Raw genomic sequence first — 19,665 nt, forward strand, 5'->3', positions numbered from 1 at the left:
ACCTTTGGCTACAGGAAAACGTTAATAGAGGTATCCGTTTTTTGGAAGGTGAGGATGAATGAAGAACTTCTTTAAATTTATCGCAGCGTTTACTCTAGGTCTCCTATTCTCAGGCGGCCTGGATTTGGATGATATAAAATTTCAAAGAAACATCAGGAAACTGAAAAAGGAAAAATGGTTTAAGGATAAGAGTGATAATGGCAGATACTATGAAAGTATCTATCATAATCAGGAACTTAAAAACTATCTACTCACTAATGGGATCACAGATAAGATTATTAATAACAATGAGGAGAGAGAACGGTTCTTGAGCTTTATTAGAAGAGAGTTCTAGGTGTAATTAGCCTGCCGATCGAAGAAGGAAGCCTTTCTCTGCAAGCTTTTTAACTGAATATGAGCTGAATTTCTTAAAAATTCAATAATTTCAAGTCGAATTCTGTAAAAATAGGACGAGAGAACTAATGGAAACAGAGGAAATACATGGTAGAATCCAAGTGACGTGACTATTAGGAGGATTGAATCATGACAAAAGAAGAGAATCGCTCCATCGAAGAAACGACATCACAAGATGAAAATATGTCAATAGAAGATAGACTTTTAGACCTTCGTAAAAAATTGAATAAGGAATCCATTCATTCCAGTTTTAGATCCAAGCTGATCGGCGGCTTAAATGAGAAGGATGTTCTTAAATACATAGACGTTATAGAAGATAAATATCAGCATATAGAGGAGGAAATGAAAAAGAGTTTGTATGAGCTCGTTTCTTCGAGAGACCAATTGCAGAAGGAATTAGAAGCTTGCAGGACTGCAGCAATCGAAGAAAAAAAAAGCATGCAGGCCAGTCTGGAACAGGCTCAAAGAGATTTATCCATCTATGTTGATAAATGCGGGGAATTGGAATTTACGATTCAATCGTTAAATGATAATAACAATACGCTCATTAACCAGTTACGGAATGAAAATAGCCAATTGACAGTGGAACGGAAAGAGCTGGAGGCACAATTAGCTGCTTCAGGGTTGGTAACAGCAAAGCTAAAAGAGTATACAGCTGAAGTTGAACAAAAAAATAGTCTCCTGGAAGTAAAAATTGTAGAACTGGAAAAAGAACTTGAGCAGAAACCAGGCGTTGATCAGCAGAAATACCTGGCGAAAATTAAAGCCCTGGAGGATACGGCTGCGGAATATAAAGCTGAGATTGAAGAACATCGCAAAACCACCGCAAGGGCAGAAGAAGAGCTTAAGTTGAAAAAGGCTCAAGTCACTAGCTGTAAAATCAGTGGTTTTAAAGACGAGGTATTTAATATCTACCAGCAACTGGACGCCCTTACCCAGGAGCAGGTGCAAATCAACAAGGAACTTCAGGAACAGCTGAGAATCGAACAGCTGCGAGCAAATAAGGCAGAACGGCATTTGGAAGTGCTGAATAAATGGGTTTCTCAGATGAAAGACAAATTGTACAGCGAACAAAACCTTTTCGAGGTCCAATTTAAGAAGATGGCGGAGAGATATACCCTGTTCCAGACTGATATAAATGATAGTTTTATAAACCTGCAAGAGCAGGAATCATCATTGCTTAAAGCTGCGAATTTGGAGTCAGAAGAGGAGCTTGTTGAAGTCTAAAAATTTATAGCTGTGAATTAATAATGGCAGATAATAATAGAAGGTGCCTGTCTTCCTGGAATCCAGGGTAAGACAGGCACTTTTTTCTTAATTTCTCAAGATAATAAAGACCAAATACGAAATATAAGCTACAGCAAGAATAACTCCTTCAACTTTAGAAATCTTAAATCTGGTCCTGGAGAACAGCAACAGGACAAGTGTTAAGATGATCAACGCACCGATATCCATGAAGATTTTGTCATTGACGGCTAAAGGTGAGATTGTTGCCGCTGCCCCGAGAACGAACAGGATATTGAAGATATTGCTGCCTACGATGTTTCCGAGCGCGATTTCGCTTTCTTTTTTCAGAGCGGCGGTTATCGACGTGATCAGCTCCGGCAGGGAGGTTCCGACTGCGACGATTGTCAGGCCTACAAGTGTTTCGCTCATCCCGATGGAAAGGGCGATTTTCGTTGCATTATCCACCACCAGGTCTCCGCCAAAAATGATGGCAGCCAGGCCTGCAAGGGTGAAGAGTATATTCTTTCCCCAAGTACCGCCGGCGGTTGCAGCAGCTGCATCTGGAACTTGTTCGCGGTTATTAATGGCGACCTCGATAATGTAATACAAAAAGATGATAAAGAAGAGCAGCAGGATGATTCCGTCACTTCTGTTAATCAGATTGGTGCCTGCAGCCTGAAGAGCAATGTCATTCGCCAGGACGGCTAACGCAACGCTGGCCAGCATCGTAAACGGGATTTCTTTACGGATTGTGGTTGTTTCAACCGATAACGGGTTGATCAATGCCGTAATCCCAACAACCAGAGTGATGTTAAAGATATTGCTCCCGATGACATTCCCCAGTGAAACGTCGCTGCTGCCTTCAAGTGCAGCGATAATACTGACGGTTGCCTCCGGCGAGCTCGTTCCGAACGCGACAATGGTCAAACCGACTAAGAGTGGCGGCACCCTCAGCAGCGCTGCAATCTTTGAAGCACCTACTACAAAATAATCCGCCCCTTTAATGAGCAGTGCAAAGCCTATAATCAACAGGACATATGTCAATAATCATCACTCCAGTCACCGTTTTTATAAACTTTACGATAGCAAAAATCAGCTGCATTTGAAAATATGAAGGTGTTCATAGATGTCGACAAAAACTTATCAATTTTTTTCAATAAAACTGTATAATGGAAAAACATAGAAACGAGTGATAGGGGGCAGCCATGATGGAGTTATGGGATATTTATGATCAATACAGGCATAAAACGGATCGGTTACATGAGAGAGGGCAGGAGATGAAGGAGGGGGATTATCACCTTGTCGTCCATGTTTGGATTATGAACGATAAAGGAGAATTCCTGATTCAAAAGCGGCAGCCATGGAAAAAAGGCTGGGCAAACATGTGGGATTCCTCAGCCGCCGGCTCTGCGATTGTTGGTGACAGCAGTGAACAGGCTGCGGTCCGCGAGGTAAAAGAAGAGCTTGGCATCGATTTGAATATCGCAGATGGGGAACGATTGTTTACTGTGAAATTTTCATGCGGATTCGATGATATTTGGCTGGTGAGGCAAAACGTAGCGATTGAAGATCTACACTTACAGGAAGAAGAGGTTGCTGACGCAAAATGGGCAAGTGAAGCGGAAATAAGGGAGATGGCGGAGAAGGGTGAATTCATTCCATTTAACTATTTCGACCTCTTGTTTGACTCGGTCAATTCCAATATTGTGCTAAAAAAGGCTTCCGTGGAGGATGCAGAGGAACTATTGGCATTGCAAAAGGAAGTGTTCCAGCCTTTATATCAAAAATACAATGACCATGAAACAAGCCCGGCAACCCAAACAATGGAGCGGTTTTTAACAAGATTCGAGCGCGGTGAGTACTTCAAGATATTCTTTGAAGGCAAGATGGCAGGCAGCGTCTGCGTTTATGAAAAATCTCCAGGATTGATGAGGCTGCACATTATTAATATTTTAGATAGATTCCATAACAAAGGCATCGCCCAGAAGGTCATGGTCCGGCTCGAGCTCATGTATCCAGAAGCAGATGCGTGGGAACTCGCCACCATCATGTCAGAAGAACGGAACTGCTATCTGTATGAAAAAATGGGATATAAACAAAACGGTGACTTGAAAATCATCAATGATCAGATGACGCTCGTTGGGTACAGGAAAGAGACGGGTTTGAGAAAGATAGAAGTGATATAAAACTCATTTATGTGGCGGGACAAAGAAAAAAAGCTAATGAAATGGTTTAATGGACATTTCAGAATGAAGTGGCAGTCAAAATGTCTAAGAAACAGGATTTAATGGACATTTTAGAATGAAGAGGCTGCTAAAATGTCTAAGAAACAGGGTTTAATGGTCATTTCAGAATGAAGAGGCTGCTAAAATGTCTAAGAAACAGGGTTTAATGGACATTTCAGAATGAAGTGATAGTTAAAATGTCTAAGAAATAGGATTTAATGGACATTTCAGAATGAAGAGGCAGCCAAAATGTCTAAGAAAGAGAGTTTTATGGACGTTTCCGAATGAATGGATCAAAATATCTAAAAAAGGACGGCCCTCCTAGCTGGAGTGAGCCGTCCTTTTTGTCATTTTGAATTATTTAATACCCTTCATGTACGCCTGGATCTTTGGAGACATAACGAACAGGATGATACCTAGAACGATGGATGCTCCACCGATTGTTCCGAAATAAGTCATTTCGGTTTCAGGTGAGTAGAACTTAACAATCTGTGCGTTGATTGCTTGTGCTGCAGCACTTGCAAGGAACCAGAGGCTCATTGTTTGTGCAGAGAAAGCAGCTGGCGCTAATTTAGTTGTTGCTGACAGACCTACTGGTGAAATCAGCAATTCCCCGAATACAACGATCAAATAGCTAAGAACTAACCAAATTGGGCTAACCAAAGCATCAGTGCCTGTGAAGTAACCAGGGATTAAGATGACTAGGAATGAAAGACCAGCGAACATCAATGAGAATGAGAATTTCTTCGGAATTGATGGCTGGCGATCACCCATCTTCACCCAGAAGCCAGCGAAAATCGGTGCGAAAATGATAATGAATAACGGGTTCAGTGATTGGAAAAATGCTGGTGAAATTGTAAAGCCAGCAAATTCTAATTGAGTACGCTTGTCCGCATAGTTAGCAAGGATCGTTGAACCCTGCTCCTGGATTGCCCAGAACATGACCGCTGCAAGGAAAAGCGGGATGTAAGCAAGTACCCTTGAACGCTCAACCTCAGTTGTTTTAGGGCTGCGATACATAACGATAAAGTAAATAGTAGGAATAACGATACCAAGAATTGTAACAATGTTGATAAAGCTTTCGAATGTTAAAAGTCCAGCCGGAATTAATACTGCTGCAAGAATTCCTAGAACAACTACTCCCAGACCAATCCAAGTGAAAGTCTTTTTCTTTTCTTCAGGTGATAATGGATTTGAAACCACTGTACCTGCAAGGCCAAGATTCTTTTTCTTTGTCATCATAAATACAACAAGTCCCAAGAACATACCGAATGCTGCAATAGCGAAACCATAGTGGAAGTTATACTTCTCAGATACAGCACCTACGATTAGCGGCGCAAGGAATGCACCTGCGTTGATTCCCATGTAGAAAATCGTGAAACCTGCATCACGGCGCTGGTCAGATTCGCTGTACATTTCACCAACAACAGTCGAAACGTTCGGCTTCAGCATACCTGTACCGATTACAATCAAGACCATTGATACGAAGAACATGGAAACGCTACCAGGAATCGCTAACGCAATATGACCAAGCATGATTAATATTCCGCCGTAGAACACGGCTTTGGATGTACCGAAAATACGGTCAGCCAGCCATCCTCCGATGATACCGGACATATAAACTAGAGATCCGTAAATGGACATGATGGAAAGAGCTAGTGTTTCATCAAGGCCCAAACCACCTTTAGATACTTCATAGTACATGTAATAAACCAGGATCGCTCTCATTCCATAGTAAGAAAAGCGCTCCCAAAACTCAGTGAAGAAAAGTGTGAAAAGTCCCTTTGGATGACCAAAGAATCCTCTTTGAGGTACACTATCCACAATTTTCTGCCTATTAAAGTTTGACATGTTTACCCCTCCCTGTTTTCATATTCTAGAATACTTATTGTAGTACGAATTGTCAAAAACAATATCAGGAAATCTAATGAAGAACCTTGATATATAAGGGTTTTAACTCACTTTTCGCGAGAAGAAAGTTTTTTAAAAATTATTCAAATAATAAGATTAAAAAGAATAATCAGTTAATTAAGTAAAATTATACCATGGCAGCCAAATACTCTTTACCCTATTTTTATAAAATCAAACAGAAGAATTAAATGAATATGTATTAGACAGGAGGGTATGCAAATAATACAAGTCTGAAAAGGGGGGGAATCAATGAAAAATAACTATGGCAGATTTGGCCTGATGGTTTTAACGTCAACGATCATCATGCTGATTCTGATGTATTTTAATACGTACAGGATTGATCATATATTCTTTAGCGAAACAAGATTTTACATGGCATTGGTTATGGGTGGTGTGATGGCGATTATTATGCTTGCCTTCATGCAGAAGATGTACACGAATAAGAAGGTTAATCTCGGTATTTATATGGGGAGTGCGCTGTTAATTGCAGTTTCACTTTTCCTAGTACGCAGCCAGGCCACTGTAGATGACACTTCTTGGATGAAAGCAATGATTCCTCATCATTCCATTGCAATCCTAACAAGCGAACGTGCCAATATCGAAGATCCTCGTGTTCAAAAGCTTGCTGATGAGATCATCAAAGCCCAGCGTAAAGAAATCAGTGAAATGAAGAAACTGATTAAAGACCTCGAAGAGAAGGAAGATTGACATTAATCGAAGTAAAGAGGCCATTCCTTTATCTGAATGGTTTTTTTTTGCTGTGCATGGAGCAGGGAATTCTGTTCGACTTAGCGAATAGTCGTTGAGGAGAAAATGATTGGAGAGAGTCATATGAATACAAAGTTAATTTTAGTAGAGGGTCTCCCTGGCTCCGGGAAATCAACAACTGCGGGGCTTATTAAAGAAATCCTGGTGGAGCAGAATGTGAAGGCTGAGCTATATATGGAAGGAAATCTGGATCACCCAGCAGATTATGAAGGAGTTGCTTATTTTACAGAAAAGGAATTCGAAGATCTTCTTGCATTAAGCGGCAGTCTAAGCAAAGTTTTTCAAGATAGAGTCATCGTTAAAAAAGGACGCTATCTGCTGCCATATATGAAGATAAAATCAGAGTCAGGTGATGGTTTTCCTGACGATTTATTGGTTTCGATTTCTAAAAAGGATATATACGAACTGCCGCTTGATCAGCATGTCGCAATTATTACAGAGAGCTGGGAGGAGTTTGCGAAAAAAGCCGCTGCAGAAGAAAAAGTCTATATTTTCGAGTGTTGTTTTATCCAAAATCCTTTGACAGTCGGCATGATCAAGTATGGAGCACCAGATGAAGTGACGATTAGCTATGTTGAAAAAACAGCTGAATTTATCAAAAATCTCAACCCATTGCTCGTTTATGTCAAACAGGAGGACGTTGAGAAATCGTTCCGTAAGGCAGTTACTGAAAGACCTGAGGTTTGGTTCAATGGGTTTGTCCATTACTACACCTCTCAAGGATATGGGGCTCAAAAAGAATTGAGCGGACTTGAGGGCACGATTGAAGTACTTAGGGAAAGACAAAAGCTAGAGTTTGAGATTCTCGACCGCTTAAGCATGCCAACGGTTATCGTTGATAATTCTCGGTTTGAGCTTAATGAGCATAAGGGAAGACTGAAGGGGATTCTTAAAACCTGTTAAGTTGCACTCGGAATAATTGAATACCTTAGTTCATTGAAGAAGAGGCGAATCGGCACCTAATTTCAGCAGCACTATGGTCTATTGCTGCCTGTCATGCGCTTTTTTACAATTGAGTAACTAATGCCATCTCTATTGAATGAAGAAGAAAGAACCTGTTCCCATTAGTGGAACAGGCTCTTTCAAGTGTTTGAATTACCTCAACCCATACATTTGCATGCATTGATAAACACATTGAGTGTACATAGCATCGTTATTGTTATAGTTTGCATAACAATTGCTTATACACTGTTGATAGGAGCCATGTGTGCCGAATTGTCCCGGTGCACCTCCCCATGGCTGCGGTTGTCCATGTGGACCAGTCCAAGGCTGGCCAGATGGAGTTGGCCAATGAGGCTGAGGGCCCGTCCATGGGCCGGAAGGTGTTGGACCAAATGGTTGCCATGGCTGCCCGGAAGGTCCAGGTCCAAAGGGACCCAGCCCGCCAGGTCCAAGCGGTCCAATAGTTCCTGGACCCAGCCCGTCAGGCCCGACCCATTGTCCCGGAATTCCAGAAGGACCGAAACCGCCAGGAGTAAATGGATTAAAAGTCATTCTTTTCACACCTTTCTTTATAGAATGGTTTTTATTACACTATTCATTTCTTGGGAAGGTGTGATTTCGTGAAAAAGGCATTTGGCTGCTGCCTAAAAGTAAAATCATATTGAAAGAGGGATTTTAATATTTTTAGAGAAAGATAGATATAAAAAAATACGGCGGTGAGCAGGATGAAGGGGTTTCAATACAAAGCTTACGATGGTTTGGGACTTGGGGAACTGGTGAGGAAGAAAGAAGTCCAACCGATCGAATTAGTTGAAGAAGCGATTAGATTAACAGATTTGCTTAACCCTAAAATAAATGCTGTCATCAATAAAATGTATGGCCAGGCGCGTAAGACTGCAAGGACTGAGTGTAGGGGCGCTTTTGCCGGGGTGCCTATGCTGCTCAAGGATATATCGCAGGAACTGGAAGGGGAACCAGTCACCGCAGGTTCGAAGGCTTTTCAATCATATCGAGCTAAAACAGATTCAGAGTATGTAAGAAGACTAAGGAAAGCTGGAGTTGTCTTCCTTGGCCAGACGAATGTCCCTGAATTTGCCTTAGTCGCTGTAACGGAACCCGCTCATTACGGTCCAACACGTAATCCGTGGAATCTAAATCACACTCCAGGCGGTTCAAGCGGGGGTTCCGGAGCGGCAGTGGCATCCGGGATTGTTCCGATCGCAGGTGCCAATGATGGTGGAGGTTCAATCAGGATTCCTGCTGCTTACTGCGGTATATTTGGACTGAAGCCTACAAGAGGTCGGACACCCGTTGGCCCGAATTATGGAAGGGCGTGGCAGGGGGCTTCTGCGGAACATGTTCTGACTCGCACTGTCCGGGACAGCGCGGCTATGCTTGATGAACTGCAGGGCTATGAAAAAGCAGGCGCATTCTCGGTTCTGCCTTTTGAAGGGAGTTATCTGAAGGCGGCAAGCACTCCGGTGGACAAAAAACTACGGATTGCATTTTCAGTTAAATCGCCTATTGGCACGGACGTTCACCCTGAATGCATAGAGGCAGTTTTAAATACCGCAAAACTCCTGGAGTCGATGGGGCACCAAGTTGAAGAAATGGATGCACCTGTGGATGGCCATAAAATAGCAAAAAGTTATTTAACGATGTACTTCGGAGAGACGGCAGCCGTTTTAGCAACACTGGGGGAAGTTCTTGGGCGAAAAGCCACTCCATCGGATGTTGAGCCGACCACCTGGCTATTGGGCCTGCTCGGTAAAGCAACAACAGCGGAGGAATTTGTCCTCAGCATCAGGGAATGGGATAAAGCGGCTCATCTGATGGAAACCTTCCATGAAAAATACGACTTTTATCTGACCCCGACGACAGCATTTCCGCCAGCAAAAATTGGCGAACTTGAACCAACATCATCTGAAAAGTTCCTGATCAGTACAGTAGGAAAAATGGGTTTTGGAGGACTGTTGAAAAAAGCTGGAATCGTCGACCAAATTGCCCAAAAGAATCTTGCACGCACACCATTCACCCAACTCGCTAACCTGACAGGCCAGCCAGCCATGTCCCTGCCGCTGCACCTGACAAAAGATGGACTGCCTGTCGGAGTGCAGGTCATGGCAGCAAGAGGACGCGAAGATCTACTGTTGCAGCTGGCAGGCGAGCTTGAGCAATCTGAATACTGGCTGGATGTACGGGAGAATACGTTGTACTAATCAAGCTGCACAAAAAAACGAATGTCATTAGAAGCAATGGTGTTGCATAACATCATGAGGGATTACTTTTATTCGCTAGATTGGAAGAGAGAATACATATATCTTACAAGTGATTTTCCTATCAGCGGAATATCGATAAAGGCAGGAGGCAAAGTAATGATGGAAACTCAATTTTTCACTTGCAAGGAAGTTAAGGATGGTTTGTACGCCGCTATTGTGAAGGATGGACAGGGAGCGCTTGGAAATGCAGGTTTTGTAGACCTTGGGGATGAAATATTGGTATTTGATACTTTTATGCTTCCACAAGCAGCTTTGGCACTTCGGGAGGCAGCAGAAGAGCTGACCGGTAAAAAGGTTAAATATGTTGTTAACAGCCACTATCATGGAGATCATACGAATGGGAATATAATGTTCAAGGATACCGTTATAATTTCAACCACTGAGACAAGGCATAAAATCCAGGAATCTTTCAGGAATCAGGATGTTTCTGCTATGAAGGCTGGCTTGTCCTCATATTTCGCCCAGCTTGAGGATCGAATTGCAGGAGAACTGAATGGCCAGATGCGCCAGGCGCTCCAGAATGATTTATCCGATAAACGCTTGTATGCGGAATCGCTTGATTTAATTGAGGAAGTATTGCCAACAGTGATATTTGATGAAAAACTGGTCATTCAAGGCAGTGAACGGACAGTAGAACTCCATCACTTTGGTGGAGGCCACACAGGCAGCGATCTATTTATGTACATTCCAGAGGATCAAGTACTGTATGCAGGTGACTTGGTGCTTGTAAATAATCATGCATGGATGGGACATGGCAACCCGCATGAATGGCTCGGGATTTTGGAGAGGATGGCACCATTTTCAGTTAGCGATCTCATACCCGGTCATGGACCTGTTGGTTCACATACGAACATCCAAAGCATGCAGGAGTATGTAGGAGATTTAATCCGGTTTGTTTCAGAAATGAAAGTAAAAGGGACATCGAAAGAAGAACTGCTTGGTATGCCAGTTTTAGAGAAGTATTCGAAACTTGAAAGTCCTCATGTTTACGAGTGGAACATAAACTTTTTATATGATTATCTAGGATAATTTTATTAATCAAACGTTTGATTAAATTGGCTTGAACCCTAGAGAAGACTTGAAAGAGGCAGCCCGCGCTGCCTCTTTTTCTATTTCAGCATAATACTATTATTTTATAAGGCGTCGTTTGTGCAGGGATGCTGAAAGTTGAAGGCCCATAGACAACAATCAAATTCCTGTTGGCGGGACTCCTGGTAAATGCCTGCCCATTTTCTAATAGAATTCGTGTATTAGGCGAAAGATTAAGTTTTAGCGTTCCATCACTGCTGACTAGCTGGCTGTTGAAAAAGTCTACTTTTACATTTTGATACGGAGTTTCTTTTACCATGACAAGCGCTCTGTATTGCGGCGGATAAATCATCGGGACAGGGGCATTCGCATCGTAGTAGCCTGTTACCCGGTCTCCGATTGCTACCATTACGTTATCTAAAAAATAAGTCCTCGGTTCCACTACAAAATTTACTTGTCTGCCAGATTCGTCATTTACCGAAAACATTTTATAACAGCCTTCGTTTTCGCCATTTGGCGAGATGGGAAAATCGGCAATCATCGTTACCGTCCCGCTGAAAGGTTGAAATTTAACCATCCTCTTACCCCCACTCAATCAAATACTGTCTATAGTTTATTCTATTGGAACTTTTCTGTGCCTGTTACAAACTAGTCAGATGGGGTAAAACAAGTTAAAAAGGAATGGTACTATGCCTTTCAATTATAAACTCGATTTTGACAATATTGATTTTCGCAAAAAACCCGAGCTGTACCGAGTCGGCAGGGGAGAGCAGGGGGTTTTGCTTGTCGAACCCTATAAAGGTGAAATCCTTCCTCACTGGCGTTTCAAGACACCGGAAATCGCTGCGGTATCATCCGAAAAGATTTATCAAATGTTTTTGGATTATAAGAAGGAGAAGGATTTTGTCGGCATGGATATGGCAAGGAAGTTCCTGCAGATGGGGTACACAAGAGCACGGCGGTACACCAATTATAAAGGCGGCAGGAAGTATGACGAAGACGGTGAAGTGAAGGAGAGGCAGAACGACCCGGTGAAAGCAAAATCCGCCGCGATCTTTATGGATAAATGGAAGCTGGCCAGGACTGACGAAGAATATCTTAAGATGAAAAAAGAACATCAGAAAAAGTATGGATGAATAATAGCCTCATCTATCGCAGATCAGGCTGGTGAACCAGTCATTCTGTTTTATTAATGAAATCAGGAACCTGCAAGAAAAAACTGTTCCATTGCAAGAGAAGGAATTTTAGCTGCTTTCAGTATGTTCAAAGGAGATCACTTGGAGAACCGTACTGGATCCCAGCCATTTAGAGGTAAGGATGGAGGTTCCTGTTTCCGGTGATGAAGTCACAGTGAAATCATCCATTAATCTTTTAACTCCTGAAAGTCCGCCTCCTAATCCTCCTGATGTGGAGTATCCATCGATCATTACTTTTTCTATATCCATGCCAGGACCTTGATCGACAGCAAGGACTTGCAACCCGGTATTGCTTTCACTGAATTGTTGGCAAAGGTGAATTTGACCTCTCCCAGCATATTTGAATATATTTCTTGCTAGTTCACTGATTGCGACTGTTACTTTTGCCTGGTCAATAGCATTGAATCCAAGCTCTCTTGCTGCAGTTTTACCTAATGACCGAGCCTCGATAATGTCCCACTCATTTAGAATCCAGACGCATTGTTTTTTTTTCATATAATCATTTCACTTCCTCCATAAATTTTTTAACGTGAATGAACTTAGAAAATAAATATAGAGCAGTCAGGAGAGTCCCGAGGAGAGAGGGGATGTTTAGACATGACGATGGACGGGGTATTATAATCAGTAACTTACTTAAGGTATAACATAAGAAAATTCTATAAGCTTTATAGATTTTGTAAATGTGGCAAAGAGCCACATGAATTTGTTATATATAGATAACGAATATTTATAATTTTATTGCTAATTTACATTGCATGAGGTGCATATGAGACATTGGCTTAAGCAATTGCGCAAGGATCAGGGATTAACTCAGGGACAGGTCGCAGCGAACGCTTTTATAAATAGAGCTTATTATACTCAAATTGAAAAAGGCGTGCGCAATCCGAGTTTTGAGGTTGCCAGGGCGATCGCAGAAACCCTTGGTTTTAATCCATCCAGATTTTTTATGGACGAGCTAGCAATCCCTATTGAAGTTGCTTTGAAGAATGCGCCGATTGTTATTGCCCATTGTGATACGGATTTAAGATATACTTGGATGTATAACCCTCACCCGGATTTTGACCCCAAGGATGTTATTGGAAAAAGAGATGACGAATTGGATAACAACCAGGGTGTAATTGAATTAATGGAGTTAAAGCAAGCGGTGATTGATGAAGGCATAACCGTGAGGAAGAATATAAGTTTCCCGCTGACTGATGGGGTTCATATTTATAATGTGTTTGGTGAACCATTGATCAACGAAGAAGGGAAAATATACGGTGCAGTTACAGCATCGATGGATGTAACTCGTATTTAGGTTCTGTGAAAGGGCATTGTTGATCGGTGACGAATAGAAGCTAAAAAAAATAGCCTAATCCTATGTGAGTGGATTAGGCTATTTTTTTAGGTTTTTTCCAGATCATAAGCGCAAGGATGAAAATAACCGAGGCAAATGCAAAGGCAGTGTAGCTTACAGACGGATGGCCGATGTGATTTTTAACTCCAATCCCAATAAATGCCCAGGTGAAAACCATTGGATAAATGGTATCTTTATTTTGAAAGGCAAAGAATATGGCAAGAAACGCAGCCACGAAGAGCATAATGAGTGTCCATAAGACGTCTGATAGTCCAATCCCATTCCAGCCAATATTTTTCAGGTAATAGCTGATATTCGCAATGGCCGCCACGCTGATCCAGCCAAGATAAACAGAAAACGGCACAATATCCCAGAACGCTGGTCCTTCATTTTTAATGATGCGGTAAAGGACAATAAGGGTCAGGAGCAAACCAATCATGACAAATACAGTTAGAAGGAAGAACTCATAATGCCATAAAAGAATCCACGAAATGTTAAGAACAGAACTTAGCAAATAAAGTGGACCAGCCTTTTTGTAAAGCGGCAAATTCCTTCTAGATGCCGGAAATTGCCTTAACGTCCATATGAATAATAGAAAATAAATCAGACCCCAAATGCCAAATACATATCCCGCAGGAGTGAAAAGAACATTCAGCTTATTTGAGATTTCTCCTGTTGTCTGTCCGTTTATAGGTAAAATGTTCGCCAGGGCATTTACGGTGACTACCAGTACCGTAGCAACCAAGATTAAAATAAAGCGTCCCATAGTATTCTCACCAGCTTTCTTGACGTAATGTTGCTTTGTTAATTTAGCCATGTGAGGTTAGCAGTAAACATCCGGATGTTCTAGCTCATGTAATTTAAACTACTCCAGCAGCGATTCATGGTAGTTTCATTTTCTTCTGTGTATTGGTCGCCCCATTTGCACATTTCACCAAAGGTGCTTGGGGCTTTTACTCTAATACTATTGTTGGATATTTAACTCGGTTATCTTCAAGCTCCCTATTAAAGAAGACAAGCTGCTGGAAAGGCCGCTTGTCTTTTTTGAGGACTTTAATAGCACATTGATGTTTGTTGTTAGTGGCTTAAGACTAGTACTATAGTTTTACAGATTATCTTTGGAATATTGCATGCTGTTTATCGAAAATCAGGAAGAACAGTTAGCCAGACGTGGCCTAACGCTCGATAATAAAAGAAGAATAATAACGAAATGAGGAAGATGATGACAACATTATTTACCCCCAGCCAAAAGAATAGCACGCAGGTTTTTGAGGAAGGTGCCGTATTAGCTGCGATTGAACGGTCACTAGCCATGATTGAATTTGATCCAAATGGAAGAGTGCTTTGGGCGAATGAAAACTTCGCTAAGACGATGGGATATCGAGTCGATGAAATGCCAGGTCTGATGCATAAAAAACTCTGTACGGCTGATTTTGCAAGCAGCAGAGAGTATTCGGCTTTATGGAGGGATCTTCGCAGCGGGAAAAGCTTCCAGGAAAAAATCCAGCGGGTGACCAAAAGCGGGAAACTGATCTGGCTTGAAGCTACCTATACACCTGTCTACGATGTTTTAGGAAAAGTAACAGGAGTAGTAAAAGTGGCTACGGATATAACGGAGCGGGAAACAAATACTGCTGAAGTGGCTGCCCAGTTACAGCAAATGTCAGCGCAGCTGAGTGAAAGGGCGGAAATGGGCATTAAGAGAATTGAGGAAGCAGCTTTGGCAACAATTAAGTTAGTTGAGGAATCGAAGGGTAATCTCGAGGTGCTTGACTCCTTAAAGCAGCAGGCTAAATCGATAGGGAGCATTGTAGAGACAATCCGTGAAATAGCGGCACAAACGAATCTCCTTGCCCTGAATGCGGCAATTGAAGCAGCACGCGCCGGAGAACATGGAAGAGGCTTTAATGTAGTGGCCGGAGAAGTAAGAAAGCTGGCTACCCGTGTCCAGGACTCCATACAGGAAGTCAATTCGCATGTTGAAGGAATTACCCTTGAAATAAATAAGATAAGTGAGGCAACCAACCGCTCACAGGTCGGCATTTCGAAAAACCAAGTAATTAATGAACAGGCGGTTACTGCTTTTAAAGAGATTGCCAGTGCTGCCAGGCAATTGGATCAACAAGCAAAAGAATTTAAGGATATTCTATAAATTACACCGCATACAAATCTGTATTTTTTGCAGAAGGGTATGCGGTGTATTATATTTGTTATCCTCTCCTGTGATGGGAAAATTATCAAAAGTAAGGGCAACTGGAGAAATACCTTTTCCAATAAGGAGAAAAACTGCTCCAACAGGGAGAGAAATGCCCCCAAGCAGGAGAAAATCAACTTCAACTAGGAAAAAGTGAACGGCGCGTAAAATCAGTACATAAAAGAAACCTTTTTCCATAATAGGACGTCTCATTTAACAGGAGATTTCAATATTTGTTGAAATAACCGATTTGTGATATATTTTAAGAATTCAAATTAAGAATTTAAACCCCTTATTTTCTCCATTAAATTTCCTCACTATTCTTTATATTTATAAATGATTCCAGTGGGAATTGATCATAATTTGCAAAAAAAAAACAGGAGCTGAACTATGGAAACGAAATTGAAAAAGGATCTTAAGATTTTCGCTTTGGGCGGTCTTGGTGAGATCGGGAAAAATACGTATGTAATTGAATATAAAAATGAAATGGTACTTGTGGATTGCGGGATTAAATTTCCTGATAATGAGCTTCTCGGGATCGACTATGTTCTAGCGGATTACACTTATTTGAAGCAAAACCAGGACAAGCTTGTCGGGATTTTCGTGACGCATGGACATGAGGACCACATTGGCGGATTGCCATTTTTGCTGCAGGATGTGAAGGCACCGATCTATGGCGGTGATTTTGCGGTAGAACTTATTAAATCGAAATTAACTGAGCACAAAATTAAGGGCGTTCAATTCCATCAAATCAACAACGATACTGTCGTGGAATTCCAGAATATCAAGGTGCGTTTCTTCCGTACTACGCATAGCATCGCGGATTCATTTGGTGTCGTCGTTACGACTCCAGAGGGGAACATCGTCCACACAGGCGATTTCAAATTTGATTTAACTCCTGTTGGAGCGGGGACCGATTTCCAAAAAATCGCGGAAGTCAGCAGCGAGGGTGTGCTGTGCTTACTATCTGACAGCACGAACTCTGAGGTGCCTGGATTCTCTGTATCTGAAAAAAGAGTCGGGGAAGCGATCGAGGATATTTTTCAGACTGTCAATGGCAGGGTTATTTTTGCCACGTTTGCGTCGAACATCGACCGAATCCAGCAGGTTGTTAAGTCATCTCTTAAACATAATCGAAAAATGGCTGTTGTCGGCCGCAGCATGGAAAAAACAATGGAAATTGGCAGACGCTTAGGATACATCACCGCGCCCGATGAAGCTTTTGTCAGTGTAAATGAAATCGGGCAAATTCAAAGCAATGAACTGACCATTATCTGTACGGGAAGCCAGGGGGAGCCAATGGCTGCACTTGCAAGAATCGCAAATGGCACGCACCGTCAGATTTCCGTCATTCCGGGAGATACAATCGTATTTTCATCTTCACCGATCCCAGGGAACACAGTCAGTGTCAATCGCGTGATTGATAAGCTGCACCGTATTGGCGCAGAAATCATTCACCATAAAATCAGTGAAGTCCATACTTCCGGGCATGGGAAACAGGAAGAGCAGAAGCTGATGATCCGCCTGCTGAATCCGAAGTATTTCATCCCGATCCACGGTGAATACCGCATGCTGAACCAGCATGTCAAATTAGCTGAGCAATGCGGCATTCCGCGTGAGAACTGCTTTATTTTAGACAATGGAGATGTTCTTGAGCTTTCTGCTGAAGGCGGCCAGGTTGGAGGAAAAGTGCCTGCGCAGCCGGTGTATGTTGACGGAAGCGGCATTGGCGATATCGGTAACATTGTCTTAAAAGACAGACGAGTGCTGTCACAGGATGGTTTGGTCATTGTGACGATGATGATTAATCGTGAGAAAAAGCAGCTTGTCAACAAGCCGACCGTTGTAACAAGAGGCTTCGTCTATGTCAGGGAATCAGGCGATCTGATGAAAAATGTTGAAGAAGTTATCACGGATAAAATTGTTACCGAATTGGCGGGCGGAACGAAGGACTGGTCAGGTCTTAAAAAGGCTGTAATCGACGTAGTTAATCCGTTCTTATATAGCCAGACAGGCAGAAGGCCGATGATCTTGCCGATTATCATGGAAGTCTAAATATGAGAAAACGATCCGATGAGGGTCGTTTTTTTCGTATACAAAAACCCCGCTGAACATTCAGCGGGGTTTAATCTTATTGTTCATCTTTTTCGTAAAAGCGAAGCAGATCACCATAAATGATCTGGTCTGAGTAGCTCAGCTCATTCTTGGCTTGCTCCATGTAAGGTTCACAGCTTGCCTGGTCTGTCGGTTCTTCTGTTACCTTATCGTAGCATGTTCCCTTCGTGTAAACAACGTCATCCGTGATGAAGCTGCCGTCTCTGAGGACAACGAAGTTATCCTGTTTCTCAGAAAATAAGTCAGTACCGAATTGAATGTCCTGTTTCGTATCGATACCGGCAAGATTCAATAGCGTAGGGCGCAGATCAATCTGGCCGGAAACGGTTGAAATCGTCTTGCCTTCATGGCCCGGAATATGGACAATCAACGGAACACGCTGAAGCTGTGTTGAAACAAATGGTGTGATTTCCTTACCAAGGTACTGCTCCATTGAACGATTATGGTTCTCGGAAATTCCATAGTGGTCACCATAAATCACGATGATGGAATCTTCATATAATCCCTCAGCCTTCAAATCCTCGATGAACAGCTTGAATGACTCATCTGTATAGCGGACTGTAGGGAAGTAGCGATTCAAAGTTCCGCTTGGAGAATCGTATTCATCAATGAACTTGTCCTCTTCATCCAGTTCAAACGGGAAGTGGTTTGTCAGCGTGATAAACTTCGCGAAAAATGGCTTTGGCATTTCCTTAAGATGCTCGATCGACTGGTCGAAGAAATCAACATCTTTCATGCCCCAGCCTACAGAATTTTCTTCATTTACCTGATAATCCGGCAATGAGTAGAAGCGATCATAGCCAAAATTATTGTACATGACATCACGGTTCCAGAAGCTCTTGTTATTCGCATGAAGCTTCGCCGTGTAATAATTGTTTTCCTTCAGCCTTTCAGCCAGCGACATATATTGATTCCCTGAATGGGTAAAGAATACGGCACCGCGGCCAAGTGGGTATAAGGAGTTTTCCAATAGAAACTCTGAATCAGACGTTTTGCCCTGGGCAGTCTGATGATAGAAATTGTCAAAGTAATAGCTGTCTTTGATGAACTCATTCAGGAATGGCGTGATTTCCTGGCCATTCACCTTTTGGCCGATCACAAAGCTCTGGGTCGACTCCATTGAGATGACGATGATGTTTTTGCCCTTTGCTGCGCCAAACATTTCTTTTGACGGAGCTGTATAATGAGCTCTTGTATAGTTTTCGATCTCAGTTAATTCATTGCCATCAGCCAAAGCTCTTTGGGCTGTTGTCTTTGTTTGCAGGTACGCATCGTAAATATGGTGATTGTACGTACCAATGTTTTTAACAAGAATTTCGCGGTCAAATGTACGAGTCAATAACTCTGGGCGTTCTGATTCTGATAGGCCAAGGTTGAAAAAAGCAAGGCCAATTGTGCTGAAGTAGAACGCAGCTGCGCCGATACTTTTATATTTTTTAAAAGATATCCTTGGAACTTTAACAAAAGCTAAAGCTAAAATTAAAAAAGCATCCGTGAAGTAAAGGATGTCAGCCCAGCTGACCAGTTCTCCGACACTGCTTTTCAAGTCGCCAAGATTGCTCGTTTGCGTCAACAGCGGGATCGTGATGAAATCACTGAATTCCCGGTAGTAAACAACATTGGCATAAAGTACGAAAGACGTGATGAAGCTTGTGGCCACAACATAAATTTTCTGCTTCCTGTTGGCCATAAAGATCCCTGCACCAATAATGAGCATGAGAAAGCTTAATGGATTAATGAACAAGATGAACTCTTGCATCTTATTTTCTATATCTATATCAAAATTAAATTTATAAACGGCATATGTTTTTAACCATAATAGGACAATGGCTATGATGACGAAACTTACGGACATTTTTTTTCCTGTCCCCATGGAATCCCTCCTAATCTATTGAAGCTTATATTTTAACATAACTTGAAAGAGATTTATAGCGGTAGCAGCGTAATTGGAAATCGCGTAATTTTCCGATTGTTATAATATTAATGGACAATAATAACGGTGAATGGATAAAATTTCTAATTTGCCTTTATGAAACTTTTTTGCCTGGCT

At 42.1% G+C, this 19,665-nt stretch carries 19 protein-coding genes; 11 read left to right on the forward strand and 8 right to left on the reverse strand.

Translation table 11 applies throughout. The features are described 5' to 3' along the window. Nucleotides 1–58: 58 nt before the first annotated feature. Together M3204_RS11830 and M3204_RS11835 are read left to right on the forward strand one after the other, a co-directional pair. Entirely contained in the window at nt 59–334 is a 276-nt protein-coding gene (locus M3204_RS11830; RefSeq protein ID WP_251481864.1) for a hypothetical protein, read from the forward strand. A 188-nt stretch (nt 335–522) separates the two neighbouring features. Further along, nucleotides 523–1,620: a hypothetical protein gene (locus M3204_RS11835; protein ID WP_251481867.1), complete on the forward strand. Its 1,098-nt coding sequence runs from the start codon at nt 523–525 to the stop codon at nt 1,618–1,620. Between the two features lie 87 nt (nt 1,621–1,707). On the opposite strand, the gene M3204_RS11840 is transcribed toward M3204_RS11835, so the two are convergent. Beyond that, a complete protein-coding gene (locus M3204_RS11840) occupies nt 1,708–2,664 on the reverse strand; it encodes a calcium/sodium antiporter (RefSeq protein WP_251481869.1) in 957 nt (318 codons plus the stop codon). 161 nt (nt 2,665–2,825) lie between these two features. On the opposite strand from M3204_RS11840, the gene M3204_RS11845 reads away from it, so the two are divergent. Further along, nucleotides 2,826–3,806 carry a GNAT family N-acetyltransferase gene (locus tag M3204_RS11845; RefSeq protein ID WP_251481871.1) on the forward strand — a complete coding sequence of 327 codons (981 nt, stop codon included), beginning with the start codon at nt 2,826–2,828 and terminating at the stop codon, nt 3,804–3,806. Nucleotides 3,807–4,202: 396 nt separating this feature from the next. On the opposite strand, the gene M3204_RS11850 is transcribed toward M3204_RS11845, so the two are convergent. Continuing rightward, nucleotides 4,203–5,696 (reverse strand): peptide MFS transporter, encoded by a 1,494-nt coding sequence (locus M3204_RS11850; RefSeq protein WP_251481875.1) that lies wholly within the window; start codon nt 5,694–5,696, stop codon nt 4,203–4,205. Between the two features lie 309 nt (nt 5,697–6,005). Here M3204_RS11850 and M3204_RS11855 point away from each other — a divergent pair, with 309 nt between their 5' ends. Further along, the gene (locus M3204_RS11855; RefSeq protein WP_251481877.1) at nt 6,006–6,464 is read left to right on the forward strand and encodes a DUF305 domain-containing protein; all 459 of its coding nucleotides are present in this window, start codon (nt 6,006–6,008) and stop codon (nt 6,462–6,464) included. 123 nt (nt 6,465–6,587) lie between these two features. After that, a complete protein-coding gene (locus tag M3204_RS11860; protein WP_251481879.1) occupies nt 6,588–7,427 on the forward strand; it encodes a hypothetical protein in 840 nt (279 codons plus the stop codon). Nucleotides 7,428–7,619: 192 nt separating this feature from the next. On the opposite strand, the gene M3204_RS23690 is transcribed toward M3204_RS11860, so the two are convergent. Beyond that, entirely contained in the window at nt 7,620–8,018 is a 399-nt protein-coding gene (locus tag M3204_RS23690) for a hypothetical protein (RefSeq protein ID WP_285856937.1), read from the reverse strand. A 173-nt stretch (nt 8,019–8,191) separates the two neighbouring features. Here M3204_RS23690 and M3204_RS11870 point away from each other — a divergent pair, with 173 nt between their 5' ends. Together M3204_RS11870 and M3204_RS11875 are read left to right on the forward strand one after the other, a co-directional pair. Further along, nucleotides 8,192–9,685, forward strand: a complete 1,494-nt coding sequence (locus M3204_RS11870; RefSeq protein ID WP_251481882.1) for an amidase — start codon at nt 8,192–8,194, stop codon at nt 9,683–9,685. A 156-nt stretch (nt 9,686–9,841) separates the two neighbouring features. Next, the gene (locus M3204_RS11875; RefSeq protein ID WP_251481885.1) at nt 9,842–10,774 is read left to right on the forward strand and encodes an MBL fold metallo-hydrolase; all 933 of its coding nucleotides are present in this window, start codon (nt 9,842–9,844) and stop codon (nt 10,772–10,774) included. Nucleotides 10,775–10,859: 85 nt separating this feature from the next. Here M3204_RS11875 and M3204_RS11880 read toward each other — a convergent pair whose 3' ends face one another. After that, the gene (locus M3204_RS11880) at nt 10,860–11,351 is read right to left on the reverse strand and encodes a hypothetical protein (protein ID WP_251481887.1); all 492 of its coding nucleotides are present in this window, start codon (nt 11,349–11,351) and stop codon (nt 10,860–10,862) included. A 112-nt stretch (nt 11,352–11,463) separates the two neighbouring features. Between M3204_RS11880 and M3204_RS11885 the strand changes: the two genes are divergently transcribed. Continuing rightward, complete coding sequence (locus tag M3204_RS11885) at nt 11,464–11,910, forward strand: DUF4385 domain-containing protein (RefSeq protein ID WP_251481890.1); 447 nt, start codon at nt 11,464–11,466, stop codon at nt 11,908–11,910. A 108-nt stretch (nt 11,911–12,018) separates the two neighbouring features. Here M3204_RS11885 and M3204_RS11890 read toward each other — a convergent pair whose 3' ends face one another. Continuing rightward, nucleotides 12,019–12,465, reverse strand: coding sequence for an anti-sigma regulatory factor (locus M3204_RS11890; RefSeq protein ID WP_251481893.1), 447 nt, complete (start codon nt 12,463–12,465; stop codon nt 12,019–12,021). A 271-nt stretch (nt 12,466–12,736) separates the two neighbouring features. Here M3204_RS11890 and M3204_RS11895 point away from each other — a divergent pair, with 271 nt between their 5' ends. Further along, entirely contained in the window at nt 12,737–13,267 is a 531-nt protein-coding gene (locus tag M3204_RS11895) for a helix-turn-helix domain-containing protein (RefSeq protein ID WP_251481896.1), read from the forward strand. A gap of 73 nt (nt 13,268–13,340) precedes the next feature. On the opposite strand, the gene M3204_RS11900 is transcribed toward M3204_RS11895, so the two are convergent. Beyond that, nucleotides 13,341–14,072 (reverse strand): TspO/MBR family protein, encoded by a 732-nt coding sequence (locus M3204_RS11900; RefSeq protein WP_251481897.1) that lies wholly within the window; start codon nt 14,070–14,072, stop codon nt 13,341–13,343. Nucleotides 14,073–14,528: 456 nt separating this feature from the next. On the opposite strand from M3204_RS11900, the gene M3204_RS11905 reads away from it, so the two are divergent. Then, nucleotides 14,529–15,458: a methyl-accepting chemotaxis protein gene (locus M3204_RS11905; RefSeq protein WP_251482346.1), complete on the forward strand. Its 930-nt coding sequence runs from the start codon at nt 14,529–14,531 to the stop codon at nt 15,456–15,458. Here M3204_RS11905 and M3204_RS11910 read toward each other — a convergent pair. Further along, nucleotides 15,453–15,698, reverse strand: a complete 246-nt coding sequence (locus M3204_RS11910; RefSeq protein ID WP_251481900.1) for a hypothetical protein — start codon at nt 15,696–15,698, stop codon at nt 15,453–15,455. The genes M3204_RS11905 and M3204_RS11910 overlap by 6 nt on opposite strands. Nucleotides 15,699–15,890: 192 nt before the next feature. Between M3204_RS11910 and rnjA the strand changes: the two genes are divergently transcribed. Then, nucleotides 15,891–17,555 carry a ribonuclease J1 gene (gene rnjA / locus M3204_RS11915; protein WP_251481902.1) on the forward strand — a complete coding sequence of 555 codons (1,665 nt, stop codon included), beginning with the start codon at nt 15,891–15,893 and terminating at the stop codon, nt 17,553–17,555. A gap of 76 nt (nt 17,556–17,631) precedes the next feature. Here rnjA and M3204_RS11920 read toward each other — a convergent pair whose 3' ends face one another. Beyond that, nucleotides 17,632–19,488, reverse strand: a complete 1,857-nt coding sequence (locus M3204_RS11920; RefSeq protein ID WP_251481905.1) for an LTA synthase family protein — start codon at nt 19,486–19,488, stop codon at nt 17,632–17,634. Nucleotides 19,489–19,665: the final 177 nt, after the last annotated feature.

Source organism: Mesobacillus subterraneus (genome assembly GCF_023715485.1).
In the GTDB taxonomy this organism is placed as follows: domain Bacteria; phylum Bacillota; class Bacilli; order Bacillales; family Cytobacillaceae; genus Mesobacillus; species Mesobacillus subterraneus_B.